At 58.7% G+C, this 24,559-nt stretch carries 24 protein-coding genes; 9 read left to right on the top strand and 15 right to left on the bottom strand.

The window, feature by feature from the left end:
* Positions 1–27 precede the first annotated feature (27 nt).
* Positions 28–1,569 carry a catalase gene (locus JFT87_RS00545; RefSeq protein ID WP_201198091.1) on the bottom strand — a complete coding sequence of 514 codons (1,542 nt, stop codon included), beginning with the start codon at positions 1,567–1,569 and terminating at the stop codon, positions 28–30.
* A gap of 287 nt (positions 1,570–1,856) precedes the next feature.
* On the opposite strand from JFT87_RS00545, the gene mscL reads away from it, so the two are divergent.
* A complete protein-coding gene (gene mscL / locus JFT87_RS00550; RefSeq protein ID WP_201198092.1) occupies positions 1,857–2,270 on the top strand; it encodes a large-conductance mechanosensitive channel protein MscL in 414 nt (137 codons plus the stop codon).
* 45 nt (positions 2,271–2,315) lie between these two features.
* Here the strand turns inward: mscL and JFT87_RS00555 are convergent, their stop codons facing one another.
* Complete coding sequence (locus JFT87_RS00555) at positions 2,316–3,092, bottom strand: ferredoxin--NADP reductase (protein ID WP_201198093.1); 777 nt, start codon at positions 3,090–3,092, stop codon at positions 2,316–2,318.
* 314 nt (positions 3,093–3,406) lie between these two features.
* On the opposite strand from JFT87_RS00555, the gene JFT87_RS00560 reads away from it, so the two are divergent.
* Entirely contained in the window at positions 3,407–4,120 is a 714-nt protein-coding gene (locus JFT87_RS00560; protein ID WP_201198094.1) for an autoinducer binding domain-containing protein, read from the top strand.
* A 176-nt stretch (positions 4,121–4,296) separates the two neighbouring features.
* On the top strand, positions 4,297–5,421 hold the full coding sequence (locus JFT87_RS00565) for a methyltransferase (protein WP_201198095.1): 1,125 nt from the start codon (positions 4,297–4,299) through the stop codon (positions 5,419–5,421).
* A gap of 78 nt (positions 5,422–5,499) precedes the next feature.
* Here the strand turns inward: JFT87_RS00565 and JFT87_RS00570 are convergent, their stop codons facing one another.
* The 3 genes from JFT87_RS00570 to JFT87_RS00580 form a co-directional block, all read right to left on the bottom strand.
* Positions 5,500–5,667, bottom strand: coding sequence for a DUF2474 domain-containing protein (locus JFT87_RS00570; RefSeq protein ID WP_201198096.1), 168 nt, complete (start codon positions 5,665–5,667; stop codon positions 5,500–5,502).
* 76 nt (positions 5,668–5,743) lie between these two features.
* Positions 5,744–6,751 (bottom strand): cytochrome d ubiquinol oxidase subunit II, encoded by a 1,008-nt coding sequence (gene cydB, locus JFT87_RS00575; protein WP_201198097.1) that lies wholly within the window; start codon positions 6,749–6,751, stop codon positions 5,744–5,746.
* Positions 6,752–6,753: 2 nt separating this feature from the next.
* Positions 6,754–8,193, bottom strand: coding sequence for a cytochrome ubiquinol oxidase subunit I (locus JFT87_RS00580; RefSeq protein WP_201198098.1), 1,440 nt, complete (start codon positions 8,191–8,193; stop codon positions 6,754–6,756).
* A 553-nt stretch (positions 8,194–8,746) separates the two neighbouring features.
* On the opposite strand from JFT87_RS00580, the gene JFT87_RS00585 reads away from it, so the two are divergent.
* Entirely contained in the window at positions 8,747–9,985 is a 1,239-nt protein-coding gene (locus tag JFT87_RS00585) for an MFS transporter (RefSeq protein ID WP_201198099.1), read from the top strand.
* A 6-nt stretch (positions 9,986–9,991) separates the two neighbouring features.
* On the opposite strand, the gene JFT87_RS00590 is transcribed toward JFT87_RS00585, so the two are convergent.
* Both JFT87_RS00590 and JFT87_RS00595 read right to left on the bottom strand, forming a co-directional pair.
* Positions 9,992–10,543, bottom strand: a complete 552-nt coding sequence (locus tag JFT87_RS00590) for a DJ-1 family glyoxalase III (RefSeq protein WP_201198100.1) — start codon at positions 10,541–10,543, stop codon at positions 9,992–9,994.
* A gap of 67 nt (positions 10,544–10,610) precedes the next feature.
* The gene (locus JFT87_RS00595) at positions 10,611–11,060 is read right to left on the bottom strand and encodes a DUF4879 domain-containing protein (RefSeq protein ID WP_201198101.1); all 450 of its coding nucleotides are present in this window, start codon (positions 11,058–11,060) and stop codon (positions 10,611–10,613) included.
* Positions 11,061–11,283: 223 nt separating this feature from the next.
* Between JFT87_RS00595 and JFT87_RS00600 the strand changes: the two genes are divergently transcribed.
* The gene (locus tag JFT87_RS00600; protein ID WP_201198102.1) at positions 11,284–12,579 is read left to right on the top strand and encodes an NCS2 family permease; all 1,296 of its coding nucleotides are present in this window, start codon (positions 11,284–11,286) and stop codon (positions 12,577–12,579) included.
* Positions 12,576–13,655 (top strand): tRNA (uridine(54)-C5)-methyltransferase TrmA, encoded by a 1,080-nt coding sequence (gene trmA / locus JFT87_RS00605; protein ID WP_201198103.1) that lies wholly within the window; start codon positions 12,576–12,578, stop codon positions 13,653–13,655. The genes JFT87_RS00600 and trmA overlap by 4 nt, the downstream gene beginning before the upstream one ends.
* A gap of 54 nt (positions 13,656–13,709) precedes the next feature.
* On the opposite strand, the gene JFT87_RS00610 is transcribed toward trmA, so the two are convergent.
* The gene (locus JFT87_RS00610) at positions 13,710–14,156 is read right to left on the bottom strand and encodes a DUF2442 domain-containing protein (protein ID WP_201198104.1); all 447 of its coding nucleotides are present in this window, start codon (positions 14,154–14,156) and stop codon (positions 13,710–13,712) included.
* Positions 14,153–14,581, bottom strand: coding sequence for a DUF4160 domain-containing protein (locus JFT87_RS00615; RefSeq protein ID WP_201198105.1), 429 nt, complete (start codon positions 14,579–14,581; stop codon positions 14,153–14,155). The genes JFT87_RS00610 and JFT87_RS00615 overlap by 4 nt, the downstream gene beginning before the upstream one ends.
* 328 nt (positions 14,582–14,909) lie before the next feature.
* On the opposite strand from JFT87_RS00615, the gene aroQ reads away from it, so the two are divergent.
* Both aroQ and JFT87_RS00625 read left to right on the top strand, forming a co-directional pair.
* Complete coding sequence (aroQ, locus tag JFT87_RS00620; RefSeq protein WP_201198106.1) at positions 14,910–15,350, top strand: type II 3-dehydroquinate dehydratase; 441 nt, start codon at positions 14,910–14,912, stop codon at positions 15,348–15,350.
* A 5-nt stretch (positions 15,351–15,355) separates the two neighbouring features.
* Positions 15,356–16,210: a shikimate dehydrogenase gene (locus JFT87_RS00625; RefSeq protein WP_201198107.1), complete on the top strand. Its 855-nt coding sequence runs from the start codon at positions 15,356–15,358 to the stop codon at positions 16,208–16,210.
* A 55-nt stretch (positions 16,211–16,265) separates the two neighbouring features.
* On the opposite strand, the gene JFT87_RS00630 is transcribed toward JFT87_RS00625, so the two are convergent.
* Entirely contained in the window at positions 16,266–16,943 is a 678-nt protein-coding gene (locus JFT87_RS00630) for a TetR family transcriptional regulator (RefSeq protein WP_201198108.1), read from the bottom strand.
* A 102-nt stretch (positions 16,944–17,045) separates the two neighbouring features.
* The gene (quiC, locus tag JFT87_RS00635; RefSeq protein WP_201198109.1) at positions 17,046–18,947 is read right to left on the bottom strand and encodes a 3-dehydroshikimate dehydratase QuiC; all 1,902 of its coding nucleotides are present in this window, start codon (positions 18,945–18,947) and stop codon (positions 17,046–17,048) included.
* Between the two features lie 328 nt (positions 18,948–19,275).
* Here quiC and JFT87_RS00640 point away from each other — a divergent pair, with 328 nt between their 5' ends.
* A complete protein-coding gene (locus tag JFT87_RS00640) occupies positions 19,276–20,592 on the top strand; it encodes an MFS transporter (RefSeq protein ID WP_242486356.1) in 1,317 nt (438 codons plus the stop codon).
* A gap of 86 nt (positions 20,593–20,678) precedes the next feature.
* Here the strand turns inward: JFT87_RS00640 and JFT87_RS00645 are convergent, their stop codons facing one another.
* The 4 genes from JFT87_RS00645 to JFT87_RS00660 all read right to left on the bottom strand — a co-directional run bounded on the left by JFT87_RS00645 (position 20,679) and on the right by JFT87_RS00660 (position 24,559).
* Positions 20,679–21,569, bottom strand: a complete 891-nt coding sequence (locus JFT87_RS00645; protein ID WP_201198111.1) for a DMT family transporter — start codon at positions 21,567–21,569, stop codon at positions 20,679–20,681.
* 118 nt (positions 21,570–21,687) lie between these two features.
* Positions 21,688–22,503 carry a sugar phosphate isomerase/epimerase family protein gene (locus JFT87_RS00650; RefSeq protein ID WP_201198112.1) on the bottom strand — a complete coding sequence of 272 codons (816 nt, stop codon included), beginning with the start codon at positions 22,501–22,503 and terminating at the stop codon, positions 21,688–21,690.
* Between the two features lie 2 nt (positions 22,504–22,505).
* Positions 22,506–23,567 (bottom strand): Gfo/Idh/MocA family protein, encoded by a 1,062-nt coding sequence (locus JFT87_RS00655; protein ID WP_201198113.1) that lies wholly within the window; start codon positions 23,565–23,567, stop codon positions 22,506–22,508.
* Between the two features lie 215 nt (positions 23,568–23,782).
* Entirely contained in the window at positions 23,783–24,559 is a 777-nt protein-coding gene (locus JFT87_RS00660) for an IclR family transcriptional regulator (protein WP_201198114.1), read from the bottom strand.

Genomic DNA, 24,559 nt, shown 5'->3' on the forward strand with positions numbered 1-24,559 from the left:
GAGGCCCCGCTTTTCAGGCAAACAAGATCAGTCGACCAATTTGGCCGCCAGTGCCTTGACCCGAGCCAGGTCACCCTTGGCGACCTTGGTCACGCCGGTCCCGTATTCCGGGTCGGCCTTATAGAGGAAGGACAGCATGATGTGCTTGCTCTCGTCGTCCGTGCTGGCCAGCGAGCCGCCGAAGCTGTCGATCAGGTCCTGGCGCTCCTTCTCGCTGAACGAGCGATACAGATCGCCGGCCTGCTTGAAGTTCTGCTCATGCTGGATCTTCGCCTGCTGGGTGCTACCCGACAGGGCCGACTGGCTATAGCGGGCGGTTTGCGGTTCTTCACGGGGCAGCAATCGGCTTGGCTGATAGTTCACACCGGTGCTGCTGGCACCGCTGTTCATGGCGCCATCCTGATTACCGTTGTTCACGGCAACCTTTGGCACATTGATCGGCAGTTGCAGCGCATTAGGCCCAAGACGATACATTTGCGTATCGGCATACGAGAACACTCGACCTTGTAACAAACGATCTTCCGAAGGCTCTATTCCGGGAACCAGATTGGCCGGTGCCATGGCAACTTGTTCGGTTTCCTGGAATACATTGGCCGGATTACGGTTCAACACCATTTGTCCTACTTTTCGTTCAGGAATACCTGGCCAGATTTTGGTGGCATCCAAAGGATCGAAATCAAACTTGTACAGATCTTGCGGATTTATAACTTGGATGTACAAGTCCCACTTTGGAAAGTCACCCTTATTGATATGAGTGACCAAGTCATTTGTCATATGACTGTAGTCTTGACCTTGAACTTTGGTGACCGCTTTCGGATCGAGATTATTAATCCCCTGTAAACTTTTCCAGTGGAATTTCACGTAGTGCACTTCGCCTTTGGCATTCACCAACTTGTAGGCGTGCACACCGTTACCATCCATTTCCCGATAACTGGCCGGTGTTCCCGAGTTGGAATACAACTCGGTCAGTGTGCGGGTGGCTTCCGGGACATGGGAGAAGAAGTCAAAACGACGAGAATCGTCATCAAGGTTGGTGCGCGGGTCCGGTTTGAAGGCATGGACCATGTCCGAAAACTTGATGGCGTCTCGGATGAAAAAGGTCGGGAAGTTGTTGCCCACCAGGTCCCAGTTGCCGTCTGCGGTGTAGAACTTGGTGGCGAAACCACGTGGGTCGCGCAGGGTTTCCGGGGAATGGTTGCCATGCACCACCGCCGAGAAGCGCACAAACACTGGCGTGCTCTGGCCGCCGGCGAAGACTTTGGCCTTGGTCAGATCGCTGACGTCGTCCGTCACGGTGAACGTGCCATGGGCGCCGGTACCACGGGCGTGCACCACACGCTCGGGAATCCGTTCACGGTCGAAACGCTGGAGTTTCTGGATCAGTTGCACGTCTTGCAGCAGCACTGGGCCTGTGGCACCGGCGGTTTGCGAGTTCTGGTTGTCACCGACGGCGGCGCCGTTATCGCGGGTCAGGGTCGCGGCACTCACGGAAAAGGACAGCACGCTGGCGGTCAAAACGCCCAAGGCGCGGCGATGGGGAAAAGCCCCAAGGCCAAGGGAAGTTGTCATAGGAGTTTCCTCTGATTTTATAAAGCGCATCCAGGTGCGCTCAACAGAGGCTAGTGACCGACAGCCCAAAACCTAAATAGAAATGCCAAACCGGGGCGATAGCGAAAAGGTGCTGGAAAGCCCGGTCTAGAGCGGGTAAACCGCGCGCGAATGATGGCCTTTTGTAAACTTTCTGCCAATAAGGAGGTCGATAGCAGGCAAGTCATGTAAGCAGTTGTGTCGAGCAGGATGTGTTTTGCTGATTTACACTGCGCTCACCAACCTCATCTGTAACAAGGAAATAACCTATGGGCGTGCTTAACGAGTTCAAGGCCTTCGCGGTCAAAGGCAATGTGGTCGACATGGCCGTCGGTATCATCATCGGCGCAGCCTTCGGCAAGATCGTCTCGTCGTTCGTCGGCGATGTGGTCATGCCGCCTATTGGCCTGCTGATCGGTGGGGTGGACTTCAGTGATTTGGCCATTACCCTCAAGGCTGCTAATGGCAGCGTACCCGCGGTGGTGATGGCGTACGGCAAATTCATCCAGAGCATGATCGACTTCGTGATCGTCGCGTTCGCGATCTTCATGGGCGTCAAAGCCATCAACCGTCTGAAGCGCGAAGAGGCCGTAGCACCAACCCTGCCGCCGGTTCCGACCAAGGAAGAAGAGCTGCTGAGCGAGATCCGCGATCTGCTCAAGGCTCAGAACACTCGGCCTTGAAGGCTGTATTGCACTAAAAAACGGCGCCTTCGGGGCGCCGTTTTTTTACCAGTAGTTCTCTACTGCCACCTGCCCCGGTCGTCGGCTGAGGCTCAGGTTCATGTCACGCTGTTTGAGCAATTTGCGGGTGTCATCGATCATCTGTGGATTGCCGCAGATCATTACTCGCGAGTGCTCGGGCGTCAGTTCCAGCCCCGCCGCCCGCTCCAGTTCGCCATTTTCTATCAGGGTGGTGATCCGTCCATTCAGCACGCCCGCGGGCTGCTCGCGCGTGACTGTGGGGATAAAACGCAGTTTGTGGGCATATTCGGCCAGGTAGTCACGCTGCGCCAGCCCCGCGATCAGAGCCTGATAGGCCAGTTCACGACCTTCGCGCGCGCTGTACACCAGAATAATTCGCTCGAATTTTTCCCACACCTCGAAATCCTGCAGGATCGACAAGAACGGTGCCACGCCTGTGCCGGTGGATAGCAACCAGAGATCACGACCATCGACGAAACGATCCAGGGTCAGATAGCCCGTGGCCTGTCGCTCCACCATCAACGTGTCGCCCACTTCCAGACGGCTCAACTCGCTGGTGAATTCCCCGCCGGGCACGACAATGGAAAAGAACTCCAGAAATTCGTCATGGGGCGAAGAGACCATGGAATAGGCGCGCCACACCGTGCTGCCATCGGGCTTGGTGACGCCTAATCGAGCGAATTGCCCGGCACGAAATCGAAAGCCCGCGTCTCGGGTTGTGCGCAGGGTAAAGAGACTCGGGGTCAGGGACTGGACGTCGAGCAGGGTCTGGCGCGTGAATTTTTCTGCGCTGGCGGTCATGGGGCACTCCATTTTGCGGTGCCCTAGTCTCTCGCAAAGAAGTGCAGGTTAAAACCGCCATTTTGTAGTGGTATTACGCAACGACTCACCTGACTATGACAAGACGTATTAAATTCACAACTAACCAACAAGAACATTAGTCAATTGAAATGTTATCTCTCATATAAGCGATAAACCCGCTAATAACGTTTTATCTAAATAAACCCACTTATAAAGAGCAAAAAAATCAGACCACTTGTAGGAATAGTCCTACACTCGCTTCGTGCGGATTGGATCCAGCGCCTCAACGCAATACACTCACGGAGTACTCGAAAATGGAATTGTGGAAGGAATCGCAGTTAAGGCAGCTGACGTTTGCAATAGGAATAGACACTGCCTATCCGATTTTGGAGAATTTCTCGAAGAACATTGGTTTCAACTTTTGCGCTGTCACGGTTGCCTCGACGCATCACCAACCGCATTTTAAAACGTTGGAAATCAACAACTACTCCAACATATGGAAGCGTGCACACGAGCAGGACAATGACCACGAAGCCGATCCGGTCATCGCCCACTGTAAAAATTCGATGCTGCCTTTCGTATGGAGCCAAACCGCCTACGCCCATGCGCCCAACCTTTGGCGGGCCCTGCAGCAAGAAGGGCTTCGATACGGTTGGTCGCAGTCTTTTCATAATGAGGAAAAAGCGGTACGCAGCACCCTGAGCCTGGCAAGAAAAAATTGCGAGGTCAGTCCGCTGGAGCTTTATGAGCATGTGGGTTACATGCATTTTGTTACCAGCCGTTTGACCGAGCTGTTCATCAGCACCCTGCCAGCCACGGCACCGAAATCAAAACTCGCCCATTTGTCTCGGCGCGAGTTGGAGGTGCTGCAGTTTTCTGCCTCTGGAAAAACCGCTTATGAGATCTCACGGATTCTCAGCCTCAGCGAGCGTACGGTGAACTACCACGTGCAAAACATCATGTTGAAACTCAACGTCTGCAACAAGATTTCCGCGGTGATTGCCGCTGCCCGGGCCGGAATCATCTAAACGCCCGGCATCGTACCCAACTGAAAAACTGAAAGTATTTACAGCGAAAAAAACGTACCATTTGTGACCTTCCTGAGTGATAACGTCGACGTTCGGCGCTGCTTTCCACTCGGTCGGTTCCGCCGCACGACGCCAGGGCCGCGGGACATCCGTTGATTATCCAGAGCCCCCGCCCCATGCCCTTGCTCGAAACAGCCTTCGCCCAACTCGACCTGATCCGCCAGCCCGAACAGCAGAACGAACCGCTGCAAGCGTTTGATGCCGCCGACGAATACCTGCTCAATCATCTGGCCGCGCAACTGCCGGCGGCGAACACGCGAGTGCTGGTGCTCAACGACAGTTTTGGCGCACTGGCGGCTAGTTTGGGAGGCAAGGTTCAGGTCACCAGCAGCAGCGACTCGTTCCTCGCATTTCAAGGGTTGGAAAAGAATCTGATCCGCAATGGCCAGGCGTTCGACGCGGTGCCCAGCGTGCCGGCCAATGAAGCGTTCGTCGGGCCGTTTGACCGGGTGTTGATCCGGGTGCCGAAAACCCTCGCGTTGCTGGAAGAGCAATTGATTCGCCTGCAAGGCCAACTGGCGCCGGGTGCCCAGGTGATTGCAGCGGCGATGGTCAAACACCTGCCTCGCGCCGCCGGGGACTTGCTGGAGCGCTACATCGGCCCGGTCCAGGCCTCATTGGCGGTGAAGAAAGCCCGGCTGTTGATCGCGACCCCAGAAGCCAAAGCGCCCTCCGTCTCGCCCTACCCGTCCCGCTACCTGCTCGACGAGCCGGCAATCGAACTGCTCAACCACGCCAACGTGTTTTGTCGCGAAGGGCTGGATATCGGCACGCGAGCGTTTCTGCCGCATCTGCCGAAAAACCTCGGCGCGGCGCGAGTGGCCGATCTCGGTTGCGGTAACGGCGTGCTGGCCATCGCCAGCGCCCTGCAAAACCCCGAAGCTCACTACACGCTGGTGGACGAATCGTTCATGGCGGTGCAATCGGCCAGCGAAAACTGGCGCGCGGCACTGGGTGCACGCGATGTGATCGTGCGGGCTGGCGATGGCCTGGCCGGGCAGGAACCGCAGTCCCTGGACGTCGTGCTGTGCAATCCGCCGTTTCACCAGCAGCAAGTGGTTGGCGACTTTCTGGCTTGGCGGATGTTCCAGCAGGCTCGCGAGGCGCTGGTGGTCGGCGGCGCGTTGTACATCGTCGGCAATCGTCACCTGGGTTATCACAGCAAGCTCGCGCGGTTGTTCCGCGGCGTCGAGCAAGTGGCGGCCACACCGAAATTCGTGATCCTCAAGGCCCGTAAATAACGCGGGCTAAAAAAAACCCTCCATCAGGAGGGTTATGAATCCGTGCCGCAAGGCAACGGGATGGGAATCTCGGGTGTTTCAGTGAGTGGTCAAGCCTGCGGCGTTCATGAACATCCGCATCAGGCTGGCCGCGATGAACAGCACCACGACGCTGCCGGTCCAGATCATTGCCAGCCATCCGAGCCGCTGCCACAGCGGCTTTTTTTCGGCCTGTTCAATGTCGTGCAGGGTAGGTTTTGTGGACATGTCTCAATCCTCTCTTGAAGTTGATGGCGCCGGTGAGGACGCCATCGCGAGCAAGTTTTGCTCCTACAGGGTGGGGCTAGTGGTAACCATCTTCATGGGTGACCTTGCCGCGGAACACGTAGTAGCTCCAGAAGGTGTAGCCCAGGATGAACGGAATGATGAACAGCGTACCCACCAGCATGAAGCCCTGGCTTTGCGGCGGTGCGGCGGCGTCCCAGATCGAGATCGACGGCGGCACGATGTTTGGCCACAGGCTGATGCCCAAGCCGCTGTAACCGAGGAAGATCAACACCAGGGTCAGCAGGAACGGTGTGTAGTGCGCATTGCGGGCCACCGCGCGGATCAGACCGTACATGGTCACCAATACCAGGATCGGCACCGGCAGGAACCAGAACAGGTTCGGCAGCGTAAACCAGCGTGCCGCGATCTCGGCATGGGCCAGCGGGGTCCAGATGCTGATGATACCGATCACCGCCAATACTACGAACGCCAACGGCCGCGCCAGGTTGTGCATCTGTTCTTGTAACTTGCCTTCGGTTTTCATGATCAGCCAAGTGCAGCCAAGCAGTGCGTAAGCCACCACCAGCGCCAGGCCGCAGAACAGGGTGAACGGCGTCAGCCAATCCAGTGAACCGCCGGCGAACTGGCGATTGACCACTGGAATGCCATCAATGAATGCACCCAACGCCACACCCTGGAAGAAGGTCGCCGTGATGGAACCACCGATAAAGGCCTTGTCCCAGAGGTGGCGCTTGTCGTCCTTGGCCTTGAAGCGGAACTCGAACGCCACACCGCGGAAGATCAGCCCGATCAGCATCAGGATCAACGGCAGGTACAACGCCGACAGCACCACCGAATAGGCCAGAGGAAAGGCGCCGAACAATGCCGCGCCGCCCAGTACCAGCCAGGTTTCGTTACCGTCCCAGACGGGCGCGACGGTGTTCATCATCACGTCGCGGTCGGTCTTGCCCGGGATGAACGGGAAGAGAATCCCGATCCCCAGGTCGAAACCGTCCATGACCACGTACATCATGATGCCGAAGATGATGATCACGGCCCAGATCAGCGGAAGATCGATACCCATGTTCAAATCTCCTTGGTCAGGCTGGGGCTGTGATCACTGTCGCCGTTATCGTCAGCGGCGGACAGCGGACGGGACGGCGTGCGTTTCTGGCCAGGACCACCGTCGTTGGTTTCCTTGCCTTCGTCGATCTTCGGCCCTTTGCGCACCAGGCGCATCATGTAGCCGAGGCCGGCGCCGAACAGCGCGAAATACACCACAACGAACAGCACCAGCGTGATGCTCATCTGCACGAAGCTGTGATTGGAGGACGCATCGGCCGTGCGCATCAACCCGTAGACCACCCACGGCTGACGACCGATTTCAGTGGTGAACCAACCGGCGAGAATCGCGATCAGGCCAGACGGGCCCATCCACAACGCCAGGTAAAGGAACGGACGCGAGGTATACAGCTTGTCGCGCTTGCGCAGCCACAGGCTCCACAAACCGGTGAAGATCATCAGGAAGCCCAGGCCGACCATGACCCGGAACGACCAGAAAACGATGGTCGAATTCGGCCGGTCTTCAGGCGGGAAGTCCTTGAGCGCCGGCACCTGTTTGTCCAGGGAGTGCGTCAGGATCAGGCTGCCCAGGTATGGAATTTCTACGGCAAACTTGGTCTTCTCGGCTTTCATGTCCGGCCAGCCGAACAGGATCAGCGGGGTCGGTTCATTACCGACGTTTTCCCAGTGACCTTCGATTGCCGCGATTTTCGCCGGCTGATGCTCAAGGGTATTGAGACCGTGGAAGTCGCCAATGACCGCCTGGATCGGCGCCACAATCAATGCCATCCACATGGCCATCGAGAGCATGGTGCGAATCGCCGGGTTGTCTTTGCCGCGCAGCAAGTGCCACGCCGCCGAGGAACCGACGAAGAATGCTGTCGCTACAAATGCTGCCGTGGCCATGTGCATCAGGCGGTACGGGAACGACGGGTTGAAGATCACCGCCAGCCAGTCCACCGGAATCACTCGACCGTCGATGATTTCAAAGCCTTGTGGCGTCTGCATCCAGCTGTTGGACGCGAGAATCCAGAAGGTTGAGATCAGCGTGCCAATGGCCACCATGACGGTGGAGAAAAAGTGCAGGTTGCGCCCGACCTTGTTCCAGCCGAACAGCATGACGCCGAGGAAACCGGCTTCGAGGAAGAAGGCTGTGAGCACTTCATAGGTCAGCAGCGGCCCGGTGACAGCACCGGCGAAGTCCGAGAAACGGCTCCAGTTGGTGCCGAACTGATAGGCCATGACCAGCCCGGAGACCACGCCCATGCCGAAGTTCACGGCAAAGATCTTCGACCAGAAGTGGTACAGATCGCGGTAGGTGTCGTTGTGGGTTTTCAACCACAGGCCTTCGAGTACCGCCAGGTAACTCGCCAGGCCAATGGTGATGGCCGGGAACAGGATGTGGAACGAGATGGTGAACGCGAACTGCATCCGGGCGAGATCAAGCGCCTCCAAACCGAACATAAGTCTTCCTCTGTCAGGTAATACAGGCTGAAGGGCTTGTGACCCTGCACCCACTCTGCCCCCACGGATATGGAGTGTGGCGAATTCCAATTCGTTCTTTTTTTAAAATCATCACAACGTAGGGAGTCTGGCCGTTTGGCCGCCGGATCAATTCCATGAGGGGTATTGATCTGGATCAAGCAACGTTAAAAGAGTAGTCCCATTTTTGACGATAGACGGTGTGGTCTTTTGACGCGTGACAGGTTGCCTCATAACGTTGGTAATCAGTCGCAACACATTCCCTGAATTGAGAATGCTTACTGTGGCGAGGGGGCTTGCCCCCGTTCGGCTGCGCAGCAGTCGCAAACTGATTGATGCGGTTTTGCCAATAGGAATGAGGTGTCAGGATTTAGGGCCGCTTCGCAGCCCAACGGGGGCAAGCCCCCTCGCCACAGGGAAACAACGCTGTGTTTTGGAGATCGATGTCTAGCTACCTAAAATTTTTGTCAGCGTAACTTCTTGTTACAGCTTGGTGATAACCTCGACCTTCCCCTCGCTCAAGACCTGCCTTCAGATGCCCAGCCAAGCGCCCCTGCTGTTACGCCATCACCGTCCTTTCATTGCGTTCTGGCTGGCACGGGTATTTACCGCCAGCGGTTTTCAGATGCTGACAGTGGCGATCGGCTGGAATCTGTATCAATTGACCGGCAGTGTGCTGGACCTGGGCCTGGTGGGTTTGGTCGAGTTCGCCCCGCGGGTGCTGTTCATGCTGCACACCGGGCATGTTGCGGACCGCTATGACCGGCGCAAGGTCGCGGCGATCTGCCAGTTCCTGCAAGCCTTGATCGCCCTGTCCCTGGCCATTGGCAGCGCCACTGATCACGTCACACGGGAGATGATCTTCATCCTTGCGTTCCTGCTCGGTGCCGCCCGGTCCTTCGAGATGCCGACCACTCAGGCCCTGCTGCCGAGCATCGTGCCCAGCGCGTTGTTCCCTCGGGCCGTGGCCGCCGCACAATCGGCGCAACAATCGGCCACCATCGTCGCGCCAGCACTCGGCGGTTTGCTTTACGCCTTCGGCAGCGTCTGGGTCTATGGCCCAACGGTGGTTCTGTACCTCATCGCCTGCTCGTTGATGCTCAACCTGCCAGCCCGGCAAACGCCGCTGAACAAGGGCAAGGCGACGATGGATTCGCTGCTGGCCGGTATCCGCTTCATTCGCAGTCGCCCGGACATCCTCGGGGCGATTTCCCTGGACCTGTTCGCCGTGCTGCTGGGTGGCGCTACGGCGCTGCTGCCGGTGTTTGCCAAAGATATTCTGCTGACCGGCCCCTGGGGCCTGGGCCTGCTACGCTCGGCGCCAGCGGTGGGAGCGTTGTTGATGTCACTGTTCCTGGCGCGATTTGCCGTGGAGCGTAAGGTCGGGCGCGTGATGTTCACCGCCGTGGGCATCTTCGGCGTCGCGACCATCGCCTTCGGCCTGTCCACCTCGTTCTGGTTTTCCCTGGCGGTGCTGGTGGTGCTGGGCGCGGCGGACATGATCAGCATGGTGATCCGCGCCTCCTTCGTGCAACTGGAAACCCCGGACGAAATGCGCGGCCGGGTCAGCGCCGTAAACGGACTGTTCATCGGCGCTTCAAACCAGTTGGGCGAATTCGAATCCGGCCTGACCGCCCACTGGTTCGGCACCGTGCCCGCCGTGGTCATGGGCGGCATCGGCACGCTGGTGGTGACCGGGACCTGGATCAAACTGTTCCCGACCCTGGCCAACCGCGACCGCATGCACATGGCGGTGGAAGAGGCGAAGGTTTGACCCTCTTCAGATAACCAACTCCACCGCCACCTTCGCCCGCAAAGCCTTACCGCAAAGTTGCTCCACCAGTGCCAGCGCAAAGGGCAACGCGGCGCCCGAGCCTTGGGCGGTGATGCAATTGCCGTCCACCACCACGGGTTGATCGACGAAGGTGCAGCCCGACAGTTGATTGCTGACCGTGGGCAAACAGGTCATACGCCGCTGACGCAAAACACCAAAGGCTTGCAGCGCCAGCGCCGGCGCTTCTGCGATGCCGGCGAACAGGCGCCCGGCGGCAGCCTGATCCTTGATCAGTTGTTCCAGGGGTTGATGGGCCGCCAGATGTTGCGCGCCCACGGCACCGCCGGGCAGGGCGATCAGGTCGAACGGCTGGGCCAGCAAATCCACCAGCATTGCATCGGCGGTCACGCGGGTGCCACGGGCACAGGTGAGCATGCGTCGGCCTTCGATGCTGGCCACCACCACTTCGACCTTGGCGCGGCGCAGCACGTCGACCAGGGTCACGCATTGCAGGTCATCGATGCCCTCGGCGAGGGTAATCAGAGCTCTAAAGGTCATGGGCACGGTCCACAGGAGGGTCCTTAAAGCTTAGTCAGCTTTAAGGACCCTTGTTCGCGCCTGGTCGTTACTTGATGTAAAGCTGCGTCGATACCGTGTTGCCCGGTGCGTTGATCGAGGTGTTGCTGAAGGTGAACGTCCCTTCCTGCTTGCCTGCCAGATCGAACGTATAGAGAGAACCAACGGTTTTACTGCCGGGGTTGCATTCGGTCAGGTTGCCGTTATCGAAGGCGCATACCGGGGATCGCGTGCCATTCACTTCGAAGCCGTCCAATGTCGCTTGTGGCTGGCTCTGGCCATAGCCAACCTCCAGCACGTAGACCTTGATGCTCGGTCCGCTGTGATTGCACTGGGTTTGCGGCTGGTTATCGGCAATGTCTTCCAGGCCGCAGGCCGACGATTGCACCTTGATCACTTTCACTTGGGTCAATGGCGGCGCCGATGCCGCGAACGCAGCAGAGGCTCCAGTCATCAGCCCGGCGATTAATCCGAAAGCCGTCATCCAGCGCTTGCTCATGCGATCCACATCCTTAGAAAAAACTGCGCGCAGTATGGCGCAGTTGGCCCCGGCGCAAAACTTCGCCGACGATCGACACCAACAACCGCCATATTCCTCACGCTGCTGGTATGATGCGCGGCTTTTTCCGGCCCACTACAATTTTCCAGGCGCTTGCGACGGTCTGTGCTTTGCTGTTGAGGTCGATACATTCACGGCGCCATGCGCGCCACGGGGAGCAGACATGCTGGAAAGGCTGTTTCAACTCAAGGCACACAACACCAACGTGCGCACCGAGATTCTTGCGGGCGTCACGACCTTCCTGGCCATGGCCTACATTCTGTTCGTCAACCCGAGCATCCTCGGCGAGACTGGCATGGACAAAGGCGCGGTGTTTGTCGCCACCTGCCTGGCCGCTGCCATCGGCTCGACGGTGATGGGCCTGATCGCCAACTACCCGATCGCGCTCGCGCCGGGCATGGGCCTGAACGCGTTCTTCACTTACACCGTGGTCCTGCACATGGGCCATACCTGGCAAGTGGCGCTGGGGGCGGTGTTTATCTCGGCGGTGCTGTTCTTCCTGCTGTCGATCTTCCGCATCCGTGAATGGATCATCAACAGCATCCCGTTGCCCCTGCGCTCGGCGATTGCCGCCGGTATCGGTCTGTTCCTGGCACTGATCGCCCTGCACAACGCCGGCATCGTGGTCAGCAACCCGGCAACCATGGTCGGCCTAGGTGACTTGAAACAACCGGCACCGATCCTCGCGACCCTGGGTTTTGCCCTGATCGTTGCCCTCGAAGCTCTGAAGGTTCGCGGCGCGGTACTGATCGGCATCCTGGTCGTGACCGTCGCCTCCATCGCACTGGGCGTCACCCCGTTCGGCGGCGTGATGTCGATGCCACCTTCGCTGGCCCCGACGTTCCTGCAACTGGACATCAAGGGCGCACTGGACATCGGCCTGGTCAGCGTGATTTTTGCCTTCCTGTTCGTCGACCTGTTCGACAACTCTGGCACGCTGATCGGCGTTGCCAAACGCGCCGGCCTGATGGGCAAGGACGGCCACATGCCGAAGATGGGTCGCGCACTGATCGCTGACAGCACCGCAGCCATGGCCGGTTCGCTGCTGGGCACTTCGACCACCACCAGCTACATCGAATCCGCAGCCGGCGTCAGTGCCGGTGGCCGCACCGGCCTGACCGCCGTCGTGGTCGCAATCCTGTTCCTGCTGGCGCTGTTCTTCTCGCCATTGGCCGCCAGCATTCCGGCGTTTGCCACCGCTCCGGCACTGCTGTTCGTCGCCGTACTGATGACATCCGGTCTGGCCGAAATAGACTGGGACGACATCACCGTCGCCGCACCGGTCGTGGTCACCGCCCTAGCGATGCCGTTCACCTATTCCATCGCCAACGGCATCGCCTTCGGTTTCATTTCCTGGACCGTGATCAAGTTGCTGTCGGGGCGCGCTCGTGAGCTGAACCCGGCGCTGGTGATTCTGTCGATTCTGTTTGTGATCAAGTTGGGTTGGTTCAACGCATGACTTTTGATTCCCAGGCCTACGCCGCTCAGCTCGAAGAAAAGGTCACGCGTTTGCGTGACCTGCTGGCCCCGTTTGGCGCGCCAGAACCTGCAGTATTCGACTCGCCACTGAAGAACTTCCGCCTGCGCGCGGAGTTTCGCCTGTGGCGCGAAGGCGGCGAGCGTCACTACGCGATGTTTTCCCAGGAAGACAAGCGCACGCCGATCCTGATCGAAGAGTTCCCGATTGCCAGCCTGCGCATCAATGAATTGATGCCGCAACTCAAAGCCGCGTGGAAAGCCAGCGCGGCTCTGAGCCACAAGCTGTTCCAGGTGGAGTTCCTGACCACGCTGGCCGGTGATGCGATGATCACGCTGTGTTACCACCGCCCGCTGGACGAGCACTGGCACACCGCCGCGTCGAAGCTGGCGGCGGACTTGAACGTCAGCATCATCGGTCGCTCCAAGGGCAAGCGCGAAGTCATCGGCCAGGATTACGTGGTCGAGCAGATGGAAGTCGGCGGTCGCACCTTCAGTTACCGTCAGCCGGAAGGCGCGTTCACCCAGCCTAACGGCACCGTGAACCAGAAGATGCTCAACTGGGCTTATGACGCTCTCGGCGATCGCACTGACGATTTGCTGGAGTTGTATTGCGGTAACGGCAACTTCACCCTGCCGCTCGCCACTCGCGTGCGTAAAGTGCTGGCCACCGAAATCAGCAAAGCCTCGGTCAATGCTGCGTTGAGCAACCTCAGCGAAAACGCTGTGGATAACGTCACTTTGGTGCGCTTGTCCGCCGAAGAGCTGACCGAAGCCTTGAACGAAGTGCGGCCGTTCCGACGCCTGCACGGCATCGACCTCAAGAGCTACGAATTCGGCAGCGTGTTTGTCGACCCGCCGCGCGCCGGCATGGACCCGGACACCTGCGAACTGACCCGACGCTTCGACAACATCCTTTACATCTCCTGCAACCCGGAAACCCTGGCGGCCAACATCGCCCAGTTGCACGACACACACCGCATTACCCAATGCGCGATGTTCGACCAGTTTCCGTGGACGCATCACATGGAATCCGGGGTGTTGTTGACCCGCCGTTGATAGCAGGTGCCAGATACAAATCAGCCGTCTTGATGACGGCTTTTTTGTGGACGATCACACAGCGGGGTCGATTTTGCGCGGACGTCCGCCCTTCTTGCCATTGGCCCGTGCTGCTTCAGACTTTGCAGCACTGCTTTGACGACCGTTGCGCGAAGCGACTACCGAAGCCGCCATCGCCATCAGTGACGGACTCGCCGAGATCAGTCCGGCGATGGAAACATCGAGGTCTTTGCCCTCGTGGCAAAGTGCAGTGCCCGCGAATCCTATCGTCAGGTTCGCATAATCCTGTGCATCGAATCCGTTGAACTCAGGATAGCGATTCACCGGCAGCAACACGCCGCTGCCGTCTTCAAAACGAATGACCAAAGATGGTTTTTCATAGGTTACAGAGACAGCCTGCAAGCTGCTGGCGCGGTTTGCTTCCCCGCGTTTGATTGCTGCATCGATCGTTTCTTCCGTCAATGGCCTACGTGCGGAAGGCTTTGCCTTGATGATGTTCATAAATTGATTTCGACTCCCTCCAATGCGCCTATCAAGGTCAGAAAGGTCTTGTCCCCTTCCGGCTCATAACGTGCCGAACCGACTCTGTAAGTTGTGTGAGTGACGACTTTCATCCCCAGCACCTGGTTTGAGTGGTTGTCCCACAATTTATTGTCGAGACAGACGGTTTGTAATCTCGACCACCAAATCCTACGGGCCCGTCGCAGATGAGCGGGCTGTTCAAGGGATTGGCACAAGCCTTCCAGCACGGCCAGCGGCGGTCGACAAGAGAGCGGAGCGACATCCCAGACCTCAATATCGTTATGCCAGAAACTAAACTGCAACCGGGCATTCCAGGCGCCTGCGTTCACGTGAACATGTGGCGGGCAATGCTCATCTCGCAGCATGACGACAATCGACAATCCTTTGTAACTGCACACCCGCATGCTAACCCATCCGTTAGGTTAATAAGTTTCAGGATTTGATATCCCGTTCAAATCCGACGACTGGTGAACAGCTCGACCAGGCCTCCCACCGCAGTCAAGGCTAGCGTCGAAGCGGTCGGTGAGTGGCACAGTTTTCGGGAAAAACCGTAAGCAAAGCTGTCGTCACATCTCGATCCAAGCGCAACGCGAATATTACTTGTGTGCGATCACCGAACATAAAACGCCACGGCCATTTTTGTTCATTTGACCAAAGTAACCGACTAGTACAATTTATCTCCACAGGCTGAAACTGACAGCCATGCCAAAAATAATAAGTGGAGAGTCACCCATGCCCCCTATCGTTCTGGTGCTCAACGGCCCGAACCTGAACCTGCTTGGCACCCGTGAACCGGCGATCTATGGCCACGAAACCCTGGCCGACATTTCCGCGTTGTGCGGTCGTGCGGCCGAGGAGTTCGGCCTGGCGGTGGAGTTTCGCCAGACCAACCACGAAGGCGAATTGCTCGACTGGATTCACGCTGCCCGCGGCCGCTGCGCCGGGATTATCATCAACCCGGCGGCATGGACGCACACCTCGGTGGCGATTCGCGACGCCTTGGTGGCCAGCGAACTACCGGTGATCGAAGTTCACCTGTCCAACGTCCACGCCCGCGAACCGTTCCGTCACCACTCCTTTGTCTCGGCCATCGCCACGGCTGTTATGGCAGGTTTCGGCAGCCACGGTTATCGCTTGGCGCTGGAGCATTTCAGCCAACGTTTGAAGGGATAAGCGCCATGACACAGAACACCGTGGTACTCGCCGGTCTGATCGGCGCTGGCATCCAGGCCTCTCGCACGCCGGCGCTGCACGAACATGAAGGCGATGCCCAAGGACTGCGTTACCTCTATCGCTTGATCGACCTCGACCAACTGAAGCTTGATTTCAACGCCCTGCCCGACCTGCTGATGGCCGCCGAGCGTATGAACTTTACCGGGCTGAACATCACCTTTCCGTGCAAGCAGGCCATCATTCCGTTACTCGACGAATTGTCTGCGGAAGCCCGAGGCATTGGCGCGGTCAACACGGTGGTGCTCAAGGACGGCAAACGCATCGGCCACAACACCGATTGCCTGGGATTTGCCGAAGGTTTTCGCCGGGGGTTGAAGGACGTCGCCCGTGAACGTGTCGTCCAAATGGGCGCCGGTGGCGCGGGCGCGGCGGTGGCTCACGCGCTACTGAGCGAAGGCGTCCGGCAATTGAGCATTTTCGACGTGGATGACAGCCGGGCGCAGGCGCTGGCGAACAACCTCAATCAGCATTTCGGTGAAAGGCGGGCGGTGGCAGGGCACGATCTGGCGAGCACCCTGGCCGTGGCCGACGGCCTGGTGAATACCACGCCCATGGGCATGAAAAAACTGCCAGGCACGCCAGTGCCGGTGGAGCTGTTGAGAGCTGAAATGTGGGTGGCGGAGATCGTTTACTTCCCGCTGGAAACCGAACTGCTGCGCAGCGCCCGCGCCTTGGGTTGCCGGACGCTGGATGGCGGCAACATGGCGGTGTTTCAGGCGGTGAAGGCGTTTGAATTGTTCAGTGGTGTGGTGCCGGATGCGCAGCGGATGCTGGCGCACTTTCAAAGCATGAATGGGTGATAGATCGGAAGGGGCTGCTTCGCAGCCCAGCGGGAGCAAGCTCCCTCGCCACAGGTCAGGCCTGCAGGTATCGCAAAACCGACTCGCAAATCATCTCCCGATGACGCTGTTTGACGCTTTCATCCGGCAGATCAATCTGAAAAATCTCACCAAACGTATGGCGGTTCGACACTCGATAGAAGCAGAACGAGCTGATCAACAAATGCACGTCGAGCGCATTGACGCCGGAACGAAAAACACCCGCTTCAGCCCCGCGAAGCAAAATCTCGCCCAGTGAATCAAGAATGGTGTTGTTCATCGCCTTGATCGCATCGGAGCGCTTCACGTATTCGGCGTTGTGAATGTTTTCAATGCTGACGATCCGCACGAAATCGACGTTGCGATCATGGTGATCAAAGGTGAACTCCACCAGTCGGCGAATCGCCTCCACCGGCGCCAGTTCGGCCAGGTGCAGACGGTTTTCCGTGCTGCGGATATCCCCGTAAAGCTTTTCCAGCACCTCGATATAGAGCTGTTCCTTACTGCCGAAGTAGTAATAGATCATGCGCTTGGAGGTGTGGATACGCTCGGCGATTGCATCGACGCGAGCGCCGGAAAGTCCTTGCTGGACGAACTCGACAATCGCTTCTTGAAGGATGTTTTCGCGGGTCTTTTCCGGGTTGTTCTTGCGACTCTTGCGAGGCTCGACAAGCGGTTCGTCGGTGGCAACGGGGAGTTCTGAAGTTATTGTCATTGCGGGCTCACGGCCATTACTGCACAAGCTGGCGATTATGGGCCGCGCCGCACAGTGAAGGAAGCCGCACGGCTGCGGTTTAACGCCATGTTTACGATTTTCCTACAACTTTGCCTGACGTACGGCACCACTTCGGGATTTTGCCATCGCAGCCAGACGCACCGCGACGTTGGCTGCACCGTAACCGGCGTAGCCATTTTTGCGCTGAATGATCTCGAAGAAGAACCGCCCTTCGAATGGCTCGGTGTACACATGGAACAACTCGCCACCTTGGGCATCACGGTCGTAGAGCACGTTGAAGTAGGCCAGTTCGCTGAGGAACTCGTCGTCAAAATCGAACCGCGCGGCGAGGTCGTCGTAGTAGTTGAGCGGGATATCCAGCAGCGGCACGCCCGCCTCTTTCGCGCGGCTGACTTCGGCAAAGATGTCGTCGCAATCGAAGGCAATGTGATGCACCCCGGAACCGCGATAACTCGACAGTGCGTGTGAGATCGCGGTGTTGCGGTTCTCGGAAATGTTCAGCGGCAAGCGGATCGAACTGTCACGGCTACGCAGCGCCCGGCTCTTCACCAAGCCGTACGGATCGGGCAGCACCACTTCGTCGTCTGCCTCAAAATCCAGCAGGCTTTTATAGAACAGCACCCAACTGTCGAGGCTGTCCGCCGGCAACGCCATCGCCATGTGATCGATGCGCTTGAGGCCGCCGCTGGCCGTCGCCACTGGTTGCAGATTGAAATCGGTGCCGTAGACATCGGCCTCCTCGTCCACCAGATAAATCAGGCTACCGTCCGGTGCGCGCACCGCCGCCAGCTCAAGTTCGTTGGGGCCGACCAGCCCGCGATAGGGCTGGCCCTTGTAGGCCACGGCACGCGCCAGGGCACTGGCGCTGTCCTTGACCCGCACTGCCGTTGCGCATAACGACGGGCCGTGGGCTTCGAAAAAGCTGTGGGCGAAGGAGTACGGTTCGGAGTTCAGAATCAGGTTGATATCGCCCTGGCGCATCAGGCTGACGCTCTTGGAGCGATGTTGCCCGGCCTTGACGAAACCCAGCCGCTCCAGCCAGTGCGAAAGCTTGGCGCCGAGGCTTTCATCTACCGCAAACTCAAGAAACTCGATGCCGTTGTACTCGCTGGCCTTGGGGGTCTCGAACAGGATATCGACGTTGGCCACAGGCTTGGCTTCCTGGGCCAGACGCTGGCGGGTTTTCTCTTCCAGGTACAGCAACGAGCGCAAACCGTCGGCGGCGTTAGCCCGTGGCGGCGCGGCGCGAAAGCCGTCGTTGAAGATCTCCAGCGACAGCGGCCCGGTGTAGCCACTCTTGATAATCGGTGCGAGGAAACCTGCCAGATCAAATTCGCCCTGGCCGGGGAAACAGCGGAAATGCCGACTCCACTCCAACACATCCATGGCCAGGATCGGCGCGTCGGCCATTTGCACGAAGAAAATCTTGTCGCCCGGAATCTCGGCGATGGCGCTCGGATCGCCCTTGAGCGAGAGCGTGTGAAAGCTGTCCAGCAACACACCGAGGCTCGGGTGATCAGCTTGGCGAACGATGTTCCACACCTGTTGATAAGTATTAACGTGACGGCCCCAAGCCAGGGCTTCGTAACCGATTCGCAAGCCACGAGCACCGGCCCGCTCGGCCAGCAAACGCAAGTCATCCACCAGGATGTGTTCATCGCCGAGGGAGTCAGCCGAAGCGTTGCTGCAGACCAGCACCAGATCGGTGCCGAGTTCCTGCATCAGGTCGAACTTGCGTTCTGCCCGTTCCAGATTGCGCGGCAAACGATCGCGGCGGCAACCTTCGAAATCCCGGAAGGGTTGAAACAGCGTGATGGCGATCCCGAGATCGGCGCACATCTGTTTAATTTCACGGGGACTGCCGTCGTAGTAGAGAAGGTCATTCTCGAAAATCTCCACCCCGTCAAACCCGGCGGCGGCGATGGCTTCAAGTTTTTCCGGCAGGGTACCGCTCAAGGAAACAGTGGCAATGGAACGCTGCATATATCGACTCCCGGTGGGTGGAGATCATCTTGTTAGAGGCATTGCACGCGCTGCTATCTGTAGGAGCTCCTACAGGGATCGCGTTTTTCTTGGGGTAAATTATTGGCTGCAGTATCCCGCACAGCAATTTAAAGTGTACTACCCGGTTAGTTTTGCGGGCGATTATCGAACACAATGGCCCTTGGCGAATTGACGACTTTTCGTCCACTGCCCAACATCTGCTGCACATTGAGACCGGTCACAAACCATCGGTCTCGGTTACCAAAGACCTAGAACACCACATAAAAATAATCGGGTGGCCTACATGACTCCTTCTCAAAGCTCTCCCATGGAGCGTTCCTCCATGACTCCTGCCAGCAGCGGCATCGGCGACAAGATCCGCGGCGCCATGGCGGTCGGCAAAACCCGTTGGGGCATGCTGGCGCTGGTATTTTTCGCCACCACTCTGAACTACATCGACCGCGCCGCACTGGGCGTCATGCAACCGATCCTGGCCAAGGAAATGAGCTGGACGGCGATGGACTACGCCAACATCAACTTCTGGTTTCAGGTCGGCTACGCCATTGGCTTCGTGCTGCAAGGCCGGTTGATCGACCGGGTCGGCGTCAAGCGCGTGTTCTTCTGCGCGGTACTGCTCTGGAGCCTGGCCACCGGCGCCCATGGCCTGGCCACGTCGGCCGCAGGCTTCATGGTCTGTAGGTTTATTCTTGGTTTGACCGAGGCGGCGAACTACCCGGCCTGTGTGAAAACCACCCGGTTGTGGTTCCCGGCGGGCGAGCGCGCCGTGGCCACCGGCATCTTCAACGCCGGGACCAACGTCGGCGCGATGTTCACGCCGATGCTGTTGCCGCTGATTCTTCACGCGTGGGGCTGGCAAGCGGCGTTCCTGTGCATGTCGGCACTGGGCGGGATCTGGTTGGTGTTCTGGGGTTTGAAGTACTTCAACCCTGAAGATCACCCGAGCGTTAAACAGTCGGAACTGGATTACATCCAGAAGGAAGTCGAGCCGGAACAATCCCGCGTCCCGTTCTCGAAAATCCTGCGCATGCGTGGCACCTGGGCCTTCGCCCTCGCCTACTCGATGACCGCGCCGGTGTTCTGGTTTTACCTTTACTGGCTGCCACCGTTCCTCAATCAGCAATACAACCTGGGCATCAACGTGACCCAGATGGGCATCCCGCTGATCATCATTTACCTGACGGCGGACTTCGGCAGCGTCGGTGGCGGGATTCTGTCCTCTTTCCTGATCGGCCGTGGAGTCAACCCGATCAAGGCGCGACTGATGTCGATGTTCCTGTTCGCCTGCTGCATCATCGGCGTGATCATGGCGGCGGGTTCCAGCAACTTGTGGGTCGCGGTGTTCGCCATCTCCCTGGCCATTGGTGCGCACCAGGCCTGGACTGCGAACATCTGGAGCCTGGTGATGGACTACACGCCCAAACACATGATGAGCACGGTGTTCGGCTTCGGCGGCATGTGCGCGGCCATCGGCGGCATGTTCATGACGCAGTTGGTCGGGCACATCCTGACGGTGACCAACAACAACTACACGGTGCTGTTCACCATGATTCCGGCGATGTACTTCATCGCGCTGATCTGGATGTACTTCATGGCACCGCGCAAGATTCCTGCCGTTACCGACTAAACCCTGTAGGAGCTGCGGCACGCTGCGATCTTTTGATCTTGATGCTGAAGATCAAAAGATCGCAGCCTCGTTTCACTCGTCAGCTCCTACAAAGGTTTGTGTTTTCTGCTTTGCTGCCACGCAGCCGCCAACCCGCTGCAACAAATCACCGCGATCCCGACCACCGTGGTCAGGGTCGGCGTGTGAGAAAACAGCAGCCAGCCCAGCAGCCCGGCAAACACAATCTGACAATAACCAAACGGCGCCAGCAATGCCGGTGCGGCGTAACGGAACGCCTGGGTCAGGAACAAATGCGCGGTCATCCCGCAACTCCCCAGCGCCAGCATCAACAACCCATGACCGAGGCTTGGCAACTGCCAGAAGAACGGCACCAGCGCGCTCATCACCAGGGTGTTGCACAACCCGGCGAAGAAGTTGCTGGTGGTCGGGCTGTCGATCTGGCTGAGCTTGCGAGTGAGCAACTGATAGAAGCAGAAAAACATCGCCGAGCAGAACGGCAACAACACCGCCGGGGTGAACAGTTCGCCGCCGGGGTGGATGATGATCAGCACGCCGATAAAACCGCAAATCACCGCGATCCATTGGCCACGGGTGACGTGCTCCTTGAGCAGCGGCACCGACAGCGCAGTGACCAACACCGGCGCAAGAAAGTTGACTGCCGTGGCTTCGGCCAGGGGTATGTACAACAAACCGGTGGTGAAAAACAGGCTGGTACCCAGCAGACACAACGCCCGCGCCAACTGCAGCAATGGTCGTTTGGTGCGTAGGACACGCAACCCGGATTGCGGCAGAAAAATCCCGGCCATCAACAAGGTGTGAACCAGATATCGGGCCCAGACCACCATGATGATCGGGTAGAACCCGGAGAGGTATTTCGACAACGCGTCATGGCTGGAAAACAGGAAGGTCGCGGCAACGATCAGCAAAATCCCCTTGAAGGGTTTGTTTACACCGGAGAGTGGGGTGCTGATGGTCATTGGGTTTCCTTGTGGTGCCGAAAAAGATCAAAAGCTTCGCGGGCAAGCCTTGCTCCTACAGGGGTTGGGTAAACCCCGTAGGAGCAAGGCTTGCCCGCGAACAGGTGCGCAGCGCCGCTTACAGTCGCGCCAACAACGCTCGAGTTTTATCAATCGCCATCTGCGCCCGCTGCAATCCACTCACGCCCTGCTCCAGCAGTTTAACCGTGGGAATTTCCAGGCTCAGTGGGATATTAGCCGGCAGCGCTTTCAGCAACCCGAGCAGGTCGCAATCGCCTTCGCCGGGAAACCGCCGCTCGTTGCGCGCCTGACGCAAGATCTCGGCCATGTCTGACGGTCTCGGTCCCGCGACATCGCATAATTGCGCATAACGCAGGCGCGACGCTGGCACCCCTGCCAGATCCTGCAACCGTGACGCCGAACGATCAAAGTGGAACGCATCGACCAGCACTGCTGCATTTTCGCGATCCGCGTTCTCGACAATGCGCAGCGCTTGCTCGAGATTGCGTGCATCCGTCCAGGGCATGAATTCCAGATGCGGATGCAACCCATACGGCGCCGCCAGATCGCAGAGTGCCGTGAAGTTATCGGTGAGCCGCTGCTCGTCAGGGTCGTTACCGGCCACCAGCAACTCAGTCGCACCAAACTCCGCGCCGACCGTCAGCAGTTTCTCGAAATCGGCCACGACGGTTTGCGGTTTCAGACGCAGAATTTCCACGTCGAGCACACGCACACCGGTATCACGTAACTGCGCCATTGTCCGACGACGCAAGTCGCCATCGGCTACCAACGGGAAGTGATATTCCTCAGGCGTTGCCGGCTCCAGACGCAAGCCGACATGGCTGTAACCGGCGCGCGCCGCCACTTCAACCATCTGCGGCGGCGACAGCTCCAGCACGGTCAGGCTGGCCAATGACAGGATTCGTTCGCTCATGTTCAAGCCTCGATCAGTGCAGGGGCGCAAGCACGGCCGGTAGCAGCGGCGTCGCGAATGGCCTCAATCAGCGCAAGGGTGCGGGCGGCGTCGGCCGCACTCACCAGCGGCTCGACCTCACGCCGCGCCACGCGTACGAAATGCTGTAACTGCAAACGTAAAGCTTCGTCACCGGTGTAGGACTCTTCCACCATCAGTAACGGTTCATGCCAACCGGCGTCGACCTGATCAGCGGCGTAGTGCCAGCGTTTGAGCTGGGGAATGCTCAATGCCCCGGCGGTGCCGGCCAGCAAGTAGCACGGCTGATCGGCCTGACGCGGATACACCGGGTTCTCGCCGGAATCCAGCTCCCAACTCCACGGCGCTGCGACGGCATCCGAGCCGCTCAACGTACCCAATGTGCCGCCCTCGAATTGCAGCAAAACCGCCGCGCTGTCTTCATTGGCAAAACCACGTACAGCGTTGTCGGTGATCGCCTGCACCGAGCGCACTTCACCGCACAGGTGCCGGAGCAGATCGAGGTCGTGAATCAGGTTGGTCAGCAACATGCCCGCTCCCGGTTGTCGACGCCACGGGATCTCGAAATAACTGTCCGGTTTGCGCAACTGGAACAGCGCGGTGACCGTGGTCAGACGCCCGAGTGCGCCACTCTGCAGCAACTCATGGGCACGCACGATCAGCGGGTTGTGGCGTCGGTGATGGCCGACCAGTACCGGCACGCCGCTGCTTTTAACCGCAGCCACCAGTTCGCGCGCTTCATCAAGGTGCACGCCGACCGGTTTTTCCAGCAACACCGGCACACCCGCCGACAGACAATCAAGCGCCGTGCTGACATGTTGATTGTTCGGATTGGCAACGATCACCGCGTCTGGCCTGATTTGCTCGAGCATCTGACGGTGATCGGCGAAATGCCTTACACCCCACTCAGCCGCCAGGATTGCGGCTTGCGGGCCGGGATCCACCACCGCGCACAGTGTTGCTTCAGTGAGGGTTTGCAGGTGCCGATAATGTTGCTGACCCATGTTGCCAGCGCCGATCAGGGCGATTCGAAGGGGCGAATTCAAGGCTCGATCCTTTTGTGATTGTTGTTGGAATATCACTCCAGCAACAATTTAGAACCGAGTTCCACAATCCAAAACCCAGCAATCCCAAAACCGTGCGAACACCGCACAACTTCTCCCCTGTGGGCACTGCCGCAGGCTGCGATCTTTTGATCGTGATTTTAAAAACAACAGCAAAAGATCGCAGCCTGCGGCAGCTCCTACAGGGGATTGGGCGATTAGATGAACAACTCCGACGCCAGACTCGCCGCCGACAACTCCTCGGCAAACGTCAACAACAGCGGCGCCAGCTCATGCAAACTTGCACCCGGCATTCGCGCGCTCGGCCCGGCAACGCTAAGCACACCGATCACCCGTCCATCGCCCGGATGTCGTACCACCGCCGCAATCGCCGAAGTGCCCACCGCCGAGCTTTCCTCGACCCAGGCATAACCCTGCTCGCGCGCCAGGCGCAGGCGCTCAAGCAATTCAATATTGGAGCGTGGCGCATTCGGCCCCAGATCCTTGGGTCGCTCCGCCCCTTGGCGCTCCACCAGCGACAACGCCTCGGCATCGCTCATGCAGGCCAGCCACGCGTGGCCGGACGCGGTGTAAAACAGCGGTGCATCGCGCCCCATGTCCGGGTCATAACGCAGCCCGGATCGAGCGCCCTGGGATTTGGCGATCCAGGTCTGGCGCTCACCTTCAATCACCCCCAGACGCACCAGCTCGCCGGTTTCCTGCGCCAGGCGATCCAGCACTGGCTGGACAATATCCGCCCCGCTACTCGACAAATAACGGAACCCCATCGCCACCAGTTTGGTCGACAGGTGATAGCGCAAGGTGTCCTGATTCTGCCGCACATAACCCAGCCGAATCAGCTCGGCGAGCAGGCGATGGGTCGCGCTTTTCGGAATATCCAGTTGCTCCGCCAACGTCTGCATCGGCAGGCCACGCGGGTCGCTGGTGAGGCTTTCCAGCACACTGAAAACTCGTTCAATCTGACTGCCGGCCAT

This window comes from Pseudomonas sp. TH15 (assembly GCF_016651105.1).
Classification (GTDB): domain Bacteria; phylum Pseudomonadota; class Gammaproteobacteria; order Pseudomonadales; family Pseudomonadaceae; genus Aquipseudomonas.